Here is a 13381-nt window from a genome sequence, read left to right on the forward strand (position 1 = left end):
TCCCTTGTGCGGCTCAGCTCAGCCAGTCAATCAAACGCTTCGTCACTGAGCCCCGCCGTCCTGACTCATCATAGTCAGGGTGTAAAGAAGGTGGCTTGGCCAGCCACGGCGGCAAGGAGATTTCGGCCGGAGAAATGAATCAGCCCGCAGAGAGGGCAGCTAGCATGCCGAATAGCATGGCCTCAGAGAATCAGAGGCCGACAACAGGGGACGCACTTGCTACCGCAACGTGCTTGTCTCCAATAGGCATCAAAACACGAGCACGATGCGCCAGCGCGTGCGTCTCTCTTCTTCTTCCATGATTCATGAATTCGTCAGCCCCCCTCTCGCCGCTGGTTCGCCGGCAGGGGACGGGTCGAGACGACTGGTCGATTTCCCTTTTGCACCTGCGCCGCTGCCGGGCGAACGGCCTCCACCGCGACGACCACCAGCACCGGCCCCTAGCGTCGCCGCCCCTTTGCCATTGGAAAGTCGAGGAATCGTGCGGAAGTCTGAGCGGGGAGATAAGATTCTGCTATCGTGGAGGTAGGCGAGGTTTGAATTTCCGTGTGCAGAGATCTTGGGACATCTATCCACGCGCAGTGGTTCCATGTCTCCCATCACCGCACCGTACCAGGAGCAGCCTAAATGACGAGACGTTTTTTGCAACGGGCGGTCTTGTGTGTTTGTTTGACCGGAGTTCTTTGTCCCCTTGTTGATGCTGAAGACAACCTTGGATTGGGTTATGTTCGCCGGGGTGATGCCATTCACTTCGTCGGCGGCGAGAAGAATGCCAACACTGGGGAAGGCACTCGGATCGATCAGCCCGGAAAGGGTGTCATCTTTGGCTTCCGCCGCTCGATGACGCGTCCCGTCAAACTCTGTGCGGCACCCGATGCGGCCAGTTTCGAAGTATTGTCGGAGGAATACACTCGCGACAAAAACAAGGTCTACTACAAGTGGATCAGCCCAGGTCGCTTCTTGATGATTGAGCTGCCGAACGCGGATCCAATGACATTCGCTGTGGTCGGATCGAACCTTGCACGAGACAAGCACCAAGTGTGGTGGTACGACATTGTGATTCCAGACGCCAATCCAGCAACATTAACGATCGTCAGGGAAGGGTCTGTCTATCGAGACGCGGAGCGCGTCTGGTATCAACATCAACTCATTGCCGGCGCCGATGCAGCGTCGTTCCGTCATTTGGGTTCGGGCTACTATCGCGATGCGGAAGCCATTTACTGGGGCCCAAAACCAATCGCAGGTGTTGATTTGGCGACCTTTAAGGTCTTAGGTGATTCCTTCATGGCAGTCGATAAAAACCTTGTGTACCGAAGTGGTCAACGACTACCGAACATTGACCCGGAGACTTGCCAATTCATTTTGCACGATCCCTATGGCTACCAGATTGTCAGCGACAAGCATGGCGTCTACCTCAATTCACAACGGTTTCTGCATGCCGATCCAACTTCCTTTGAAATGATTGACAATCGGGTTGGCAAAGACGAAAACCATGCGTTTCTCGTGGACACTTATCAGTGCAATCCAGTCACACTTTACTGGGACAAAGATCAACTGAACGTTGAAAAATTGGTTTACGAACACGGCACAAACAAACCACTTGCGATCATTGCGGCGGAAGTCGCCGGCGACAAACTGGAAAAGGTTCGCATCTTACCGCCGCCCGGTGAGGCCACGGCAAAACCGGTTTCAGAAGCACAGCTCCAAATCTTTCGCCGCGCCGACCTGATCCAGCAAATGCAGGCTGCGGGCGACATGCTCAAAGAAGCAAACTAGCGATGCCAGCAAAACCTGCTACCAACGCAGGGTTGAGCTTGCCCTGAACAGCGACGGGTCTGACTATGAGGTTCACTTTTTCTTAGACGTTGGTTTTGGCTGTGCACGCCGCAGTTTCCGGATCACCCTGGCCTTGGCAGGGTTGGGAACGCGACCGGTTTTGGGTTTCATCGATGGGAGGTTCAATTCGGTTGAGACCAAAACCTGTTGCATGACACGCACTAACTCATCGTGAGAAAGCCTGTCTTCTTTTTGATCCAACTTCCTTGAATTCAGCTGTTTGGCAAACGACTCGCACATGTGTTCGCCAAGCATGCGATAGGATTCAAAACGGGCGTTTGAGAACGCTTGATCGATTGTTGGATCGTTGGGAAACTCAGACTGCTGTTGAAACTTGATCAACTCATCAGACTCATCACCCGTCATGCTAGTTTTGAAGTACAGCAACAATCCTGGCTCGTCGCGATCCGGATAGTGGATCTGAGCACCAAAAAAGTGAGACTCACTCAGCGACGTTTGTTGATCAATGGAGACGCTCTCCAAGGGCAGGTTCGATTCATCAGCGAGTGAAGTGAATTCAATCCCATGTTTTGTTCGTGCATTGCGTAGCAGCTTGGTGAAGTCGGTGAACTCGGACTTCGCATCGCTACCGGCATCGAGGGCAATCACCAGTCGACAGCGACGCCGCAATAATGGATCAACGCCGAGGTTATCAAAAAAGCCTCCGTCGGCAACGAAGCACAACGACCTGCGTTCTGCGCGCTGTGTCATACTGAGCAACACACGAATGGGAGAAATGGGCAAGTAACGGTTGATCAAGACGCCAAGTGTATTGGAAACCTTGGGCCGAAAACCTGGGTTCTCAATCCATTGGCCAAGCCGGACGTTCAAGACGAGCAATAACAGCATGAGCAGCGGATTGCTGGTCAAGTGCAGAATGCTGGTGGCTGCGCCTGAGACGGCCATCGCCTCCTCCAGCGAGTACCTGCTATTCATAAAGTCCTTGGTTTTGACGTACTTTGTGCGGGTCGATCCACAGAACCTGTTGGAAAACAGGAAGTAATCAAACGGCTCGGCACGAGAGTTTCGTTTTCGCCGGCCCGGAAAGTACGCCGAACCAGAAATCAGGTGATACGGATAGCCGCGAGAAACGGTGTCCAGTTTGGTCAAGGGGATTTTTAGACGATCGTTGGTTTCGTGGACGATCCAGGCATTGGCCAATCGCCCGGCATACTCCTGATGAATTGACGTTGAATTCAAATCCACCAGCAACCCCAGTACAAGAAACACGAACCCGGCATAGAACATCACGGAGAGCCGAAAGGTTTGGTCATGAAGTCCGACGACGCCCCAAAAGACGGTTGCCGGAGATCGTAATGCGCCCGGGTAATACAACTCAAGAAGCTGCCGGTTCGTCTTAATCACCTCCTTCAACAACTGCTTATCGTACTCGTTGTTCAATGTGAGTTTTCTCTTATCGATCAAACTGGAGAGGGCATCTGCCCGTTTACGAAGCTTTGCAAAACGACTGAGATCGACGGAACTTCGGTTGCTGGGGAGCTCAACATGCTGGAAGAAACGGGGGTTGATCAAGCAGCAATTTACGTAGTAAAGCATGACAGACTTCTGGCGAGACACTTTGTCGCGGGACCGCATCATCCGGACCAGATTATTCCGTTCGAATTCACCAGCAAGCCATTGCATGGGAAGCCGGCTCAAGGATCCCCAAGCCGCCAACATTGAGCCAACTTCGCGCTGTCGTTCATCGACTTCAGCGCTGCTCTGACGTAGCCGACTGAACTGCTCACGAAGAGCCCTGACATGAATCACTTCAGTATCTTCGAGCGACTTATTGCACTTCGGAATCACCAACGCGTGCTCGAAGGCCTGGTAACGTTCTAGCTTCGACAAGGCGGTTAGAATGTGATTGTCGCCCTCAGTCGGACCTGCTTTCATGGCAAACTTATTGATGCGTTTGCCGATGAGATCCGAGGGCGGACTGGATAAGACCTGCTCCCACAACGGTGACAGCACACCCCATTTCTTCCATTCACTGATCTCCTGTTGCTTCAGCAACAAGTGATAACGATCGGAGTTAAATCCCGAAACGTTTTCGCGAGCAGCGAAAACCAGCAATAGAAACGGAACGCCGAGGATCAAAATCCGAGTGACCGCCCACAAGCCGACACGACCAACAATCCGTTTCGATTTCCCACTCTCAATCAAGACAGAGGGTTTTAGATAAGGCAATAAGGCAACGCAAATCGCAATACTAACGATGATGACCAGCGGACGGGTCAAGCGTTCTGGGGAAACCTCTTCACTGATGATTCCCATCCAGTGAGCGAAATGCCCTAACGAGATATCTCCAGTGCCCAGTAACAAAGCAAACCCAGTCATCAAGGTCACGATGGCCGCCAACAGAAATGGCTTCGCGAATGCGCCAGTGGTGTTGCCACCGCGACGCACAAAACTAAACAGCCACGCCAGCAACCATAGCAAGACGCAGATCACTGTTGGAAAGAAGGCTGCCGTGACGTCCGAGTCGAACCCCAGAGGATTAATAAAGAAACGAAAGCTCTCGTAGTTGACCCATTGGTGACAATAAGCGATCAAGTTCGTGGAGAAGATCAACGCACTTGAGATCACACCCAAAATCAGAACCGAACCCAAAAACGCTCGGTTGAGAAACGAGCCGAGAAACCGCAATTGATTGCCGCCATGCACAATCTGTGAGATCCGATGATTGTCAAAGGGCTGCTCGGCGGGCTGGAGACTTTGAGGTGCGGACGGCTCCTCATTGACATCAACAGACTGCGACTTGCGCGGAACACCCGGCGGTAGTGTCAGCGAGTAAGAGCTCAAAAACGCGCCAACATAACCGCCTCCGGAGATCGTCGACATGTAGTCGACGTAAGGCATGATGCCTCTCTTGATCAGTGCCTGAATGAAACCTAAGCCTAATGCCCCGGAGCGGACGCCGCCGCCAGAGATGGCCAGCCCAACCGTTTCCTGATCATCGCCTGTTTCGTGATCATCATCAAAGGCAATGCGCCGGCGACGCTGGATCTCTTTGGACTCTTCTTCAAAGACATGGTGTTCAGAATAGCGATTCTTTAAAACTCGACCCATAACGACTTGGTCAGCAATGCGGATGCCCGAGCGTAGCAGCCAAGAGAATGCATGGAATGAAAACAGCGGCAGGCCAGGGGAGGAGCGCCAACCGCTAGAGGGCTAGTCCAAAGTATCAAATCAGCGTTTCGATACAAGCCGCTCCCAATGCCGAGCGGTGTTTGTCAACCAGATTGATGCCAGTGAAGCGAGTTAATCGCATCGGAACAATCAGCGTGAGTTGAACGAATCCCAGGCTGGCAAACATCGGCAAGACATTCGTCTTGCGGAAAACAAATCGACTGCAGTCTCCCTACTGATTAGATTCGGTCGCATAAACGATGAAACCATCGCTCTTGCCCGAAGATCGCCCCTTGATGTTGCGCCACACAACTCGCAGTTGCTGTGTGACTGTGAAAACTACAAGCAGGCCGCGCCAGAGAGTGGATGGCGTCTCTTTGAATTAAGTTGACACGTGATCGTTTATCATTCCGCGATTCCCTCGCTTGTGCTGCGGGCCTGTATGCATTGCGCAACATCAAAAAGGATCGACGGCAGTTGTTGAACCCGGAACAAGTTAAAGCACTCCCAAGATCCAGCCTTCCCGCAGTGCGATCTCGCGCTCCTGATCAGTCAGCGGAACGTTCAAGTAGTGACCGAGTGTTTGTTGATCAACAAGTCGTCGCAGCCAAGCCGCTAAACAATACGCATCGTGCTGATCAGCACTGCGCCCCTCGCGCGGGTAGCGTTTGCGTAGCAGTGTCGGATAGCCTTCGCAAATGATTGACTTCTCCTGCGGAGGGTCCCAACCATCAAACGGCCACCAATGGACCTGGTACTGGAACTTTGCTTTCAGCCAATGCAACCAGGGAATCCCAGCGTGAGTCGATTTGGCAACCGATCCCTGGACGTCAAATTGGAAGACGGACTTTGCTGATCCGGACCATGATTCCGTCAAACGAAGCTCACGACTCGATCCGCATCGTTGCTGTACCAAAGACTTCTCGTTCGCACGCAAATCATCAATGGAAACCGTTTCCTCACCGGTGGCCCAGTGAGCGACAAAGTCCTCTAGAAACTGATTCCAGTCATGGATCTGGTTGCGTTGGAAGTAGTCGATTGGAAACGAGAATCCATGATCGATAGCAACGATCATTCGTCGCTCTTCCTGCAAGTGCTCCGCCAGCCACCAGGCGATTTCTTTCCGATTCCAATTGCGTTTTCGATTGTCGCTGGAAGCTGGGGAAGTGACGATGCGGGGCTCGCTACCTGGTGAGGCTTTGTAGACCTGCAGGGCCGCGGATCGGCTAAGCGGTGTTTTCGCACCCGAATAGTCAATGCCGATGGCTAACTCAAAATCATCGTGTGCCCGCATCAGATCACCCACTGCCGGTCGCTTTTGGCGTTCCTGTGGCTTTTTCACGGCGGCACCGCTGGCTACAGTACTTGACCGAATCCCAGCTGCGTTCCCATTTCTTGCGCCAGCTAAACGGTCGCCCACAGACCGCGCAGAGCTTACGGGGCGAATCGGTTTTGTTGTTTTTGGCCACGTGCCGTTTCCAAAATCAGGGGGAGATAGGGAAGTTTAGGACTTCGTCCAGCCGTCGCCGATCATCGCATTCGGAGGACGCAATTTCTGTTACAGAATCGCCAATTGACCGGAGAACATACTGACGTCGCGTAACGATCCGAAACCTGCGCCCCAAACGATAGATTCTCTCTGCTCACCAGCGCTCGCAGCCAACCTTCTCTTGCACCTGGAATCACAAATCTGATGAATCCGCCGCTCACGTACACGGACTCCGGATTGTATTGTCCGGCCGGCGATTTCTTCATCGATCCGATCCGTCCGGTGAAGCGAGCCGTCGTCACGCACGCTCATGCTGATCACGCTCGCCCCGGTTCCGAATCTTACTTAGCTTGCGCCGTTGGCAAACCCCTGCTGAGAATGAGATTAGGAAGCGAGAGCGACTTCCACTTCCTGGATTATGGCGAAACCATCAACCTTGGCGGAGTCAACCTAAGCTTGCATCCGGCTGGTCACATGCTGGGATCCGCTCAGGTTCGATTGGAGCATAAGGGTTACGTTGCCGTTATCACTGGCGACTACAAATTAGGACATGAACCAACTTGCCAGAGCTGGTCACCTGTTGAGTGCAATCTGTTAATTACCGAGTCGACCTTTGGATTGCCAGTCTTCCGCTGGCCTCCAGAGGAGACCGTTGTCAGGCAAATCAATGATTGGTGGCGTGATAATCAAGCAAAGGAGATTTGCAGTGTGTTGTATGGCTATGCGATCGGCAAGAGTCAGCGAGTGCTGGCTGCACTTGATGATAGCATCGGATCGATCTTTACACACGGGGCCATCGAGAAAGGAGTTCAGGCTTATCGCGACAGCGGCGTTGCGCTTCCCGACACCAAGCATGTCGCGTCAGCGGAATCAAAACAGGACTTTCGTGGAGCATTGGTACTGGCTGTCCCAAGTGCACACGGCACGACTTGGATGAAACGCTTCGGACAAGTCAGTACAGCCATGGTGAGCGGATGGACCATGATCCGCGGCTGGAGACGCCGGCGCTTCATGGACCATGGCTTTGTGATCAGCGATCACGTTGATTGGCCAGCGCTGATGCGGGCGATCAGACTATGCGATCCCGAAGAGGTATGGGTCGATCACGGCTACAGTGACATCGTCGCGAGGTACTTGAATGACACCGGTCGCAAGGCCCGAGCGGTGGAAAGCAAGATGTCGAGAATTGAAGAGGATCAACCGCAAAGCTCGCCAGCTGCAAGCGAGGCCTATCAATGATTCACTTCGCAGAGCTATACACACGGCTCGATCGGACCACAAAGACCAACCAAAAGATCAGTGCTCTGATTCATTACTTCGAAGCCGCTGATCCCGCTGACGCTGCTTGGGCGACGTACTTCCTTTCCGGCAACCGATTGGGACGCGTGATCGCCACTCAGCTGGTGCGCACATGGGCCGCCGAAGAAGCAGACATCCCCGCCTGGCTGTTTGAAGAGTCGTACCAGACGGTTGGTGATCTGGCGGAAACCGTTGCATTAGTCGTTCCAGACGGAAACCACCACTACAGCAAATCGCTTGCTGAGTGCGTTTGTGAGGATTTGCTGCCCATGCGAGATCTTCCGGAAGCGGATCAGCGATCGCGAACGCTACAGATCTGGCGAAACACGACCAAGCAGGTGAGGTTTGTGTTCATGAAACTCCTGACCGGAGGATTTCGCGTGGGCGTCAGCAAGCGTTTACTCATTCGGGCATTGTCAAAGCACTCCGGGGTCAACACAGAGGTCATCGCTCATCGATTGATGGGAACATGGGAATCAACGGCGGAATCGTTTCTGCGACTCGTCGATCCCGATGAAGGTGACTCAGTAGCGAGTCGGCCGTATCCGTTTTGCCTTGCTCACGCGGTTGATAACAAACGATCAATCGAACAGCTTGGCGAGCACAATGAATATGCGGCCGAGTGGAAGTGGGATGGCATTCGCGGACAGCTGATCCGCCGCCAGGGCCAAACCTTTCTCTGGTCGCGTGGCGAGATCCTGATGGAGAATACATGGCCCGAGATTGAAGCGGCAGCGGCAAGTCTACCCGACGGCACCGTCTTAGACGGAGAAATTCTAGCCGCCGCCACAGTGGGCGACGTCCTTCCCTTTGATCAGCTACAACGTCGCATCGGGAAAAAACGGGTGGGTAAGAAACTGCTCAAGGAAGTCCCCGTCGTTTTTCATGCGTTTGATCTATTAGAGCGCGAGGGCGAAGACATTCGTCTGGAGCCCTTTGCATCACGCCGGAAAAAGCTAGAAGCATTGCTCCGGAAAGTCGACCCTCCAAACTTGCGGATCACTCAACTGATGCAACAAACGGCTTGGGATCAGCTGGCAAAGATCCGTGAAACAAGTCGTCAGCATCATGCCGAGGGCCTGATGTTGAAACGGCTCGATGCGTCGTACTCAGTAGGCCGAGTCACAGGAACTTGGTGGAAATGGAAAGTCGATCCACACACCATCGACGGCGTGTTGATCTACGGTCAAAAAGGTCATGGCAGACGAGCGAATCTGTTCTCGGATTACACGTTCGCCGTCTGGGATGGTGACGCCCTGGTACCATTCGCAAAGGCCTATAGCGGTTTGAGCGACCAGGAGATTCGTCAAGTCGATCGTTTCATTCGCCAAAACACTTCGGAATCCTTTGGTCCCGTGCGCAGCGTAACGCCAACGCTGGTCATGGAAATCGCATTCGAAGGCTTGAGAATCAGCAAGCGACACAAATCCGGGGTTGCCACCCGGTTTCCCAGAATTGTGCGATGGAGGCATGACAAGCAGCCATCCGATGCCAGCTCATTGGCTGAACTGAAGGCGTTGCTGGACAGTCCAACGGAGCCGATCGAACAGCCATGATCAACGCCGAAGTCACAACCATCGCCTCTCCAGATGACTTGGTCAACGAGTACTTTGAAAGCCAACGTTGGCGCGCGTTTCGTTTCCAGCGATCTTGCTGGCGCGCCTACCAACAGGGACAAAGCGGAATTGTTCACTCCGCTACGGGCACCGGCAAAACACTGGCGGTATGGATGGGTCCACTCATCAAATGGATGCGAGAGAACCCCGACACCGTGCGTTGGAATCCCAAACGTCCGCCGCCGGTCCGTGTCCTTTGGATCACGCCGCTTCGCGCTCTCGCCGCTGACACCGAGGCCAGCTTACGTGCCCCACTTGATGCGTTTCAACTGCCATGGCGACTGGAGTCACGAACGGGCGATAGCAAGTCATCGATGAAAGCTCGCCAGCTGAAGCGATTGCCCACCGCCTTAGTCACCACTCCAGAAAGCTTGTCGCTCTTACTGACACACGAGCAAGTCTTAACGCAACTCGCTGGCTTGGAAGCGGTGATCATTGATGAGTGGCATGAACTGCTGGGATCGAAACGAGGAGTCCAGACCGAGTTGGCACTGGCACGGTTGAGAAAACTTAATCCGAACCTAAGGTCTTGGGCTCTCTCAGCAACACTCGGCAACATGCAGCAAGCTGCAGACACGCTGGTTGGCTGCACTCCCAACGAAGCGCCGCGGCTGATTGAGGGCTATCGCAAGAAAAAGCTGAAGTTCGAATCAATCATTCCTGCAACGATCGAGCGGTTTCCTTGGACCGGACACATCGGGACCAAGATGGCACCACAGGTCGCGCAGCGTCTCAATGAAGTCGATAGTGCGTTAGTCTTTACCAACACAAGATCACAATCTGAGATCTGGTATCAGGAGCTCTTAAAGCTGCGGCCAGACTGGGCTGGCAGCATCGCACTTCATCACGGGTCCTTGGACGCGGAGGTACGATCGTGGGCGGAAGAAGGTTTGCGCAATGGCGAATTGAAGGCCGTCGTTTGCACCAGTAGCCTGGACTTGGGAGTTGACTTCACGGCGGTCGACTTTGTGGTTCAAGTCGGCAGCCCCAAGGGCTCGGCAAGACTGCTGCAACGCGCTGGACGGAGTGGACATCAACCGGATGCGGTGAGCCGATTAGCGTTTGTTCCCACCAACGCGATTGAACTCGCAGAACTCGCCGCTGCACAGCAAGCCATCAAAGAGCAAAACCTAGAGTCGTACCGCTTGCTGGACAAGCCGCTCGACGTACTCGCCCAGCACGCCATCACGATCGCAATTGGAGGCGGCTTTCGCCCCAGCGAATTGCTGGACGAAGTCCGCAGCGCGTCCACGTACCGCACGTTGAATGATACTGAGTGGCAATGGATTCTAGCCTTTGTCGAGCATGGCGGCAGTTCCCTTAAAGCCTACCCTGACTTTCAGCGTGTCGAAGTTCAAGACGGCCGTTACAAGGTGACGAAAAAGCGGGTCATGACCATGCACCGCATGAACATTGGAACCATCGTGTCAGACACGGCCATGGTCGTCAAATACATGTCTGGAAAGCGACTCGGAATGGTCGAAGAAAGCTTCTTATCCAAGCTGAAAAAGGATTGCGTGTTCGTTTTCGCCGGAAAGCTGGTCTCGCTAGCCCGAGTCCAAGACAACGTGGCCTACGTGCGGCGTGCAAAAGGAAAGCCCAACGCTGTACCGAGATGGATGGGCGGCCGCATGCCGCTTTCGGCCGAGCTTGGTGATCAACTGCGCAGGAAGTTCGACGAAGCCTCGCGGGGTCAGTTCGCCGGCAAAGAGATGAAAGCAATCCGACCCTTGCTGGAGGTCCAAACGCGTTGGAGCGTGATTCCCAGAATGGATCAGTTACTGATTGAACAACAGAAAAATCGCTCGGGGTGGCAACTGTTTGTTTACTGCTTCGAAGGTCGGCTCGTCCATGAAGGTCTCGCTGCTGTCGCTGCCTATCGTCTTGCACAAGCCCAAAAGACGACGTTCTCGATTGCCTGCAATGACTATGGCTTCGTCTTGCAATCCACAACTCAGATCGATCCGTCAGCGTTGCTTGACGGGAGCGTTTTCTCTTCCGATTCCTTGGTCGAGGACATACATAAAAGCATGAATGCGACCGAGATGGCCAAGCGGCAATTTCGACAGATCGCTCGAGTCGCAGGGCTCGTTCACCAAGGGCTACCAACCCGTCGAAAAAGTTCTAAACACTTGATGGCCAGCAGCAATCTGTTCTTTTGTCTTGGTTCAACGGGAATTGGAATTTGCTAACCGGCGAGTAGTACAGGATGGCGGCTTCCTGCCGTGAAGATCAGGCATCCTGCCCGAAGGTTTTTCGCATTGTGGAAACATCGAAGGGAAGAGTAGCGACATCGTCTGACACCGCTGCCCTTCGACGTTTCACTTGGCACGGCGCTCGGGTTGGTCCTCACCAGTGCCCTATCCTCCGACCAAGTTCTCTCAGTCTCTCACATCAGCTCGCGATTGCAAGTGATGCTTGCTCGCGACGGCGTGAACGAGCTTCTTCAAGCTTGCGATCACGCTCTGCATGGATCTCGCCGGACAGGCCATTCAAGCAGTCCGCTGGCGTGATGTAACCGATCCCGCTGTGCAAACGCGTCTCGTTGTAATGACACACATAAGCAGCTATTTGCTTGACCGCTTCGTCACGATCTCGCGGCGGATTGGGACGAATGCACTCCGTCTTCAACGTCCCGTAAAATCGCTCCTGCTTTCCGTTGCTTTGCGGGTAGTAAGGACTCGTCGTCACATGCGTCAAACCGTTGAAGCGAACGAATGCTTTAAAGTCTTTCGCGATGTACTGCGGACCATTGTCGCTGATGATTCGGGGCTTCACACCGGGATGTTTTTCCAGCGCTGCTTGAATCACAATCTCAATATCCACTTCCGTCATCGACTCGCGAAGTTCATGGTGCACGATGTAACGACTGAAGCCATCGAGTACCGTGATCAAGTAAAAAAACGTTCCACCAACGTTGATGTAAGAAACATCGGTATGCCAATGGCTATGCGGCTTTTTAGGCTGTTTGAAGCCTGTTCCTTTGAGCGACTTGGTCGCGGATTTGCGGTCCAAACGCCCCGCTGCTTTGAGAACGCGATAAACCGTCGAAGGGCTCACCGCAACGATGTCATCGTCAAGCATCATGAAAGTCAATCGGCGATAACCCTCCAGTGGATTCTTGTCATGGAACGCGACAATGGCTTGCCGCTCCCAATCCGCGAGCCACCAGTCGCGAGGGATCTTTCCGTTGTGGTCATTGACCATTCCGTAGCGTTTCTTCCAGGTGTGGAACTTGTTGGCCGCCAAGCCAAGCCACAGCAGCAGTTGCTTTGCAGGCAGCTCAGTTTGTTTCGTCCAATGGTTGATGTAATCGACGATTTGGTCTCGTGTATCGTGAGGAACCCAGCGACCGGTTAGAGCTCCCCATTTTCTTTTTTTGAGCGGATGTTCTCCTCCATCAGCTCAGAGATGACTTCGTTCTTAGCGTCGAGTTTCTCACGCATCTTCTGGAGCTTGGCATCGTGCTTGGACGTTTCAGCCTTCGTCGATCGCGGCGACTCAAAAGAGCGTTCAGCCTGTTGAAGCACGGAATTGATCCAGTTGTGGATCATCGTTGGCTGGACGTGCATCTCGTCAGCGATCTGCGAGACAGGAATTTGGTCTTTAAGATGCCTGCGAACCGCATCAGCCTTCTGTGAAGCGGTGAAAGATCGTCGTTTTTTTGTCATCAGAATTCTCCTCGGGGGGTGAGATTAATTCACCGGAGGCAAAATTCCAATTCCATGAGAGGCAAGACAATTTGACGTCTTCTGCAATTACGATCCTGAGAACCTACTGTTGCAACAAGCCGAACAAGAGGTGCTTGACTTGCAGCTTGATGCGAATCGCCTGCAGCGTGCCATTCGTCGCATTGAAGACAGTGAAATCATTCTTGTCTCTCCCGAGAAGATGACGCCGCTGGCGTTTCCATTGTTGGTCGACAAACTGCGTGAACGCTTGAGCAGCGAATCACTGGCTGAACGTGTCGCGCGCATGCAGAAACAACTTGAAGCTGCGGCAGGTTAGA

The 13381-nt window shown here is 53.5% G+C and carries 9 protein-coding genes and 1 pseudogene; 5 read left to right on the forward strand and 5 right to left on the reverse strand.

Annotated elements, in window-relative coordinates; all coding sequences use genetic code 11:
* Nucleotides 1–627 precede the first annotated feature (627 nt).
* Nucleotides 628–1776 carry a DKNYY domain-containing protein gene (locus SV7mr_RS24360; protein WP_145277586.1) on the forward strand — a complete coding sequence of 383 codons (1149 nt, stop codon included), beginning with the start codon at nt 628–630 and terminating at the stop codon, nt 1774–1776.
* A 72-nt stretch (nt 1777–1848) separates the two neighbouring features.
* Here SV7mr_RS24360 and SV7mr_RS24365 read toward each other — a convergent pair whose 3' ends face one another.
* The 3 genes from SV7mr_RS24365 to SV7mr_RS24375 form a co-directional block, all read right to left on the reverse strand.
* Complete coding sequence (locus SV7mr_RS24365) at nt 1849–4908, reverse strand: patatin-like phospholipase family protein (protein WP_145277588.1); 3060 nt, start codon at nt 4906–4908, stop codon at nt 1849–1851.
* Between the two features lie 556 nt (nt 4909–5464).
* On the reverse strand, nt 5465–6310 hold the full coding sequence (locus tag SV7mr_RS24370; RefSeq protein ID WP_419187881.1) for a hypothetical protein: 846 nt from the start codon (nt 6308–6310) through the stop codon (nt 5465–5467).
* Nucleotides 6267–6437: a DUF2256 domain-containing protein gene (locus SV7mr_RS24375; protein WP_145277592.1), complete on the reverse strand. Its 171-nt coding sequence runs from the start codon at nt 6435–6437 to the stop codon at nt 6267–6269. Before SV7mr_RS24375 ends, SV7mr_RS24370 begins: the two co-directional genes overlap by 44 nt.
* 224 nt (nt 6438–6661) lie before the next feature.
* Between SV7mr_RS24375 and SV7mr_RS24380 the strand changes: the two genes are divergently transcribed.
* The 3 genes from SV7mr_RS24380 to SV7mr_RS24390 are packed head-to-tail and all read left to right on the forward strand — an operon-like array spanning nt 6662 to nt 11564.
* Complete coding sequence (locus SV7mr_RS24380; protein WP_145277594.1) at nt 6662–7696, forward strand: ligase-associated DNA damage response exonuclease; 1035 nt, start codon at nt 6662–6664, stop codon at nt 7694–7696.
* Nucleotides 7693–9312: an ATP-dependent DNA ligase gene (locus tag SV7mr_RS24385; protein WP_145277596.1), complete on the forward strand. Its 1620-nt coding sequence runs from the start codon at nt 7693–7695 to the stop codon at nt 9310–9312. The genes SV7mr_RS24380 and SV7mr_RS24385 overlap by 4 nt, the downstream gene beginning before the upstream one ends.
* Nucleotides 9309–11564: a ligase-associated DNA damage response DEXH box helicase gene (locus tag SV7mr_RS24390; protein WP_145277598.1), complete on the forward strand. Its 2256-nt coding sequence runs from the start codon at nt 9309–9311 to the stop codon at nt 11562–11564. The genes SV7mr_RS24385 and SV7mr_RS24390 overlap by 4 nt, the downstream gene beginning before the upstream one ends.
* 202 nt (nt 11565–11766) lie before the next feature.
* On the opposite strand, the gene SV7mr_RS24395 is transcribed toward SV7mr_RS24390, so the two are convergent.
* Together SV7mr_RS24395 and SV7mr_RS24400 are read right to left on the reverse strand one after the other, a co-directional pair.
* Entirely contained in the window at nt 11767–12693 is a 927-nt protein-coding gene (locus SV7mr_RS24395) for an IS3 family transposase (RefSeq protein ID WP_473163691.1), read from the reverse strand.
* A gap of 35 nt (nt 12694–12728) precedes the next feature.
* On the reverse strand, nt 12729–13043 hold the full coding sequence (locus SV7mr_RS24400) for a transposase (protein WP_145271091.1): 315 nt from the start codon (nt 13041–13043) through the stop codon (nt 12729–12731).
* Between the two features lie 82 nt (nt 13044–13125).
* On the opposite strand from SV7mr_RS24400, the pseudogene SV7mr_RS24405 reads away from it, so the two are divergent.
* Nucleotides 13126–13380 (forward strand): annotated as a pseudogene (locus SV7mr_RS24405) (hypothetical protein); the annotation flags it as partial.
* Between the last annotated feature and the right edge of the window lies 1 nt (nt 13381).

It is taken from the genome of Stieleria bergensis (assembly GCA_007745635.1).
GTDB lineage: Bacteria > Planctomycetota > Planctomycetia > Pirellulales > Pirellulaceae > Stieleria > Stieleria bergensis.

Bases quoted from the DNA above. Each gene is read 5' to 3' on its own strand.
- SV7mr_RS24390 (WP_145277598.1), top strand. From the start codon at position 9,309: ATGATCAACGCCGAAGTCACAACCATCGCCTCTCCAGATGACTTGGTC.
- SV7mr_RS24400 (WP_145271091.1), bottom strand. From the start codon at position 13,043: ATGACAAAAAAACGACGATCTTTCACCGCTTCACAGAAGGCTGATGCG.
- SV7mr_RS24360 (WP_145277586.1), top strand. From the start codon at position 628: ATGACGAGACGTTTTTTGCAACGGGCGGTCTTGTGTGTTTGTTTGACC.
- SV7mr_RS24385 (WP_145277596.1), top strand. From the start codon at position 7,693: ATGATTCACTTCGCAGAGCTATACACACGGCTCGATCGGACCACAAAG.
- SV7mr_RS24365 (WP_145277588.1), bottom strand. From the start codon at position 4,908: ATGGGTCGAGTTTTAAAGAATCGCTATTCTGAACACCATGTCTTTGAA.
- SV7mr_RS24380 (WP_145277594.1), top strand. From the start codon at position 6,662: ATGAATCCGCCGCTCACGTACACGGACTCCGGATTGTATTGTCCGGCC.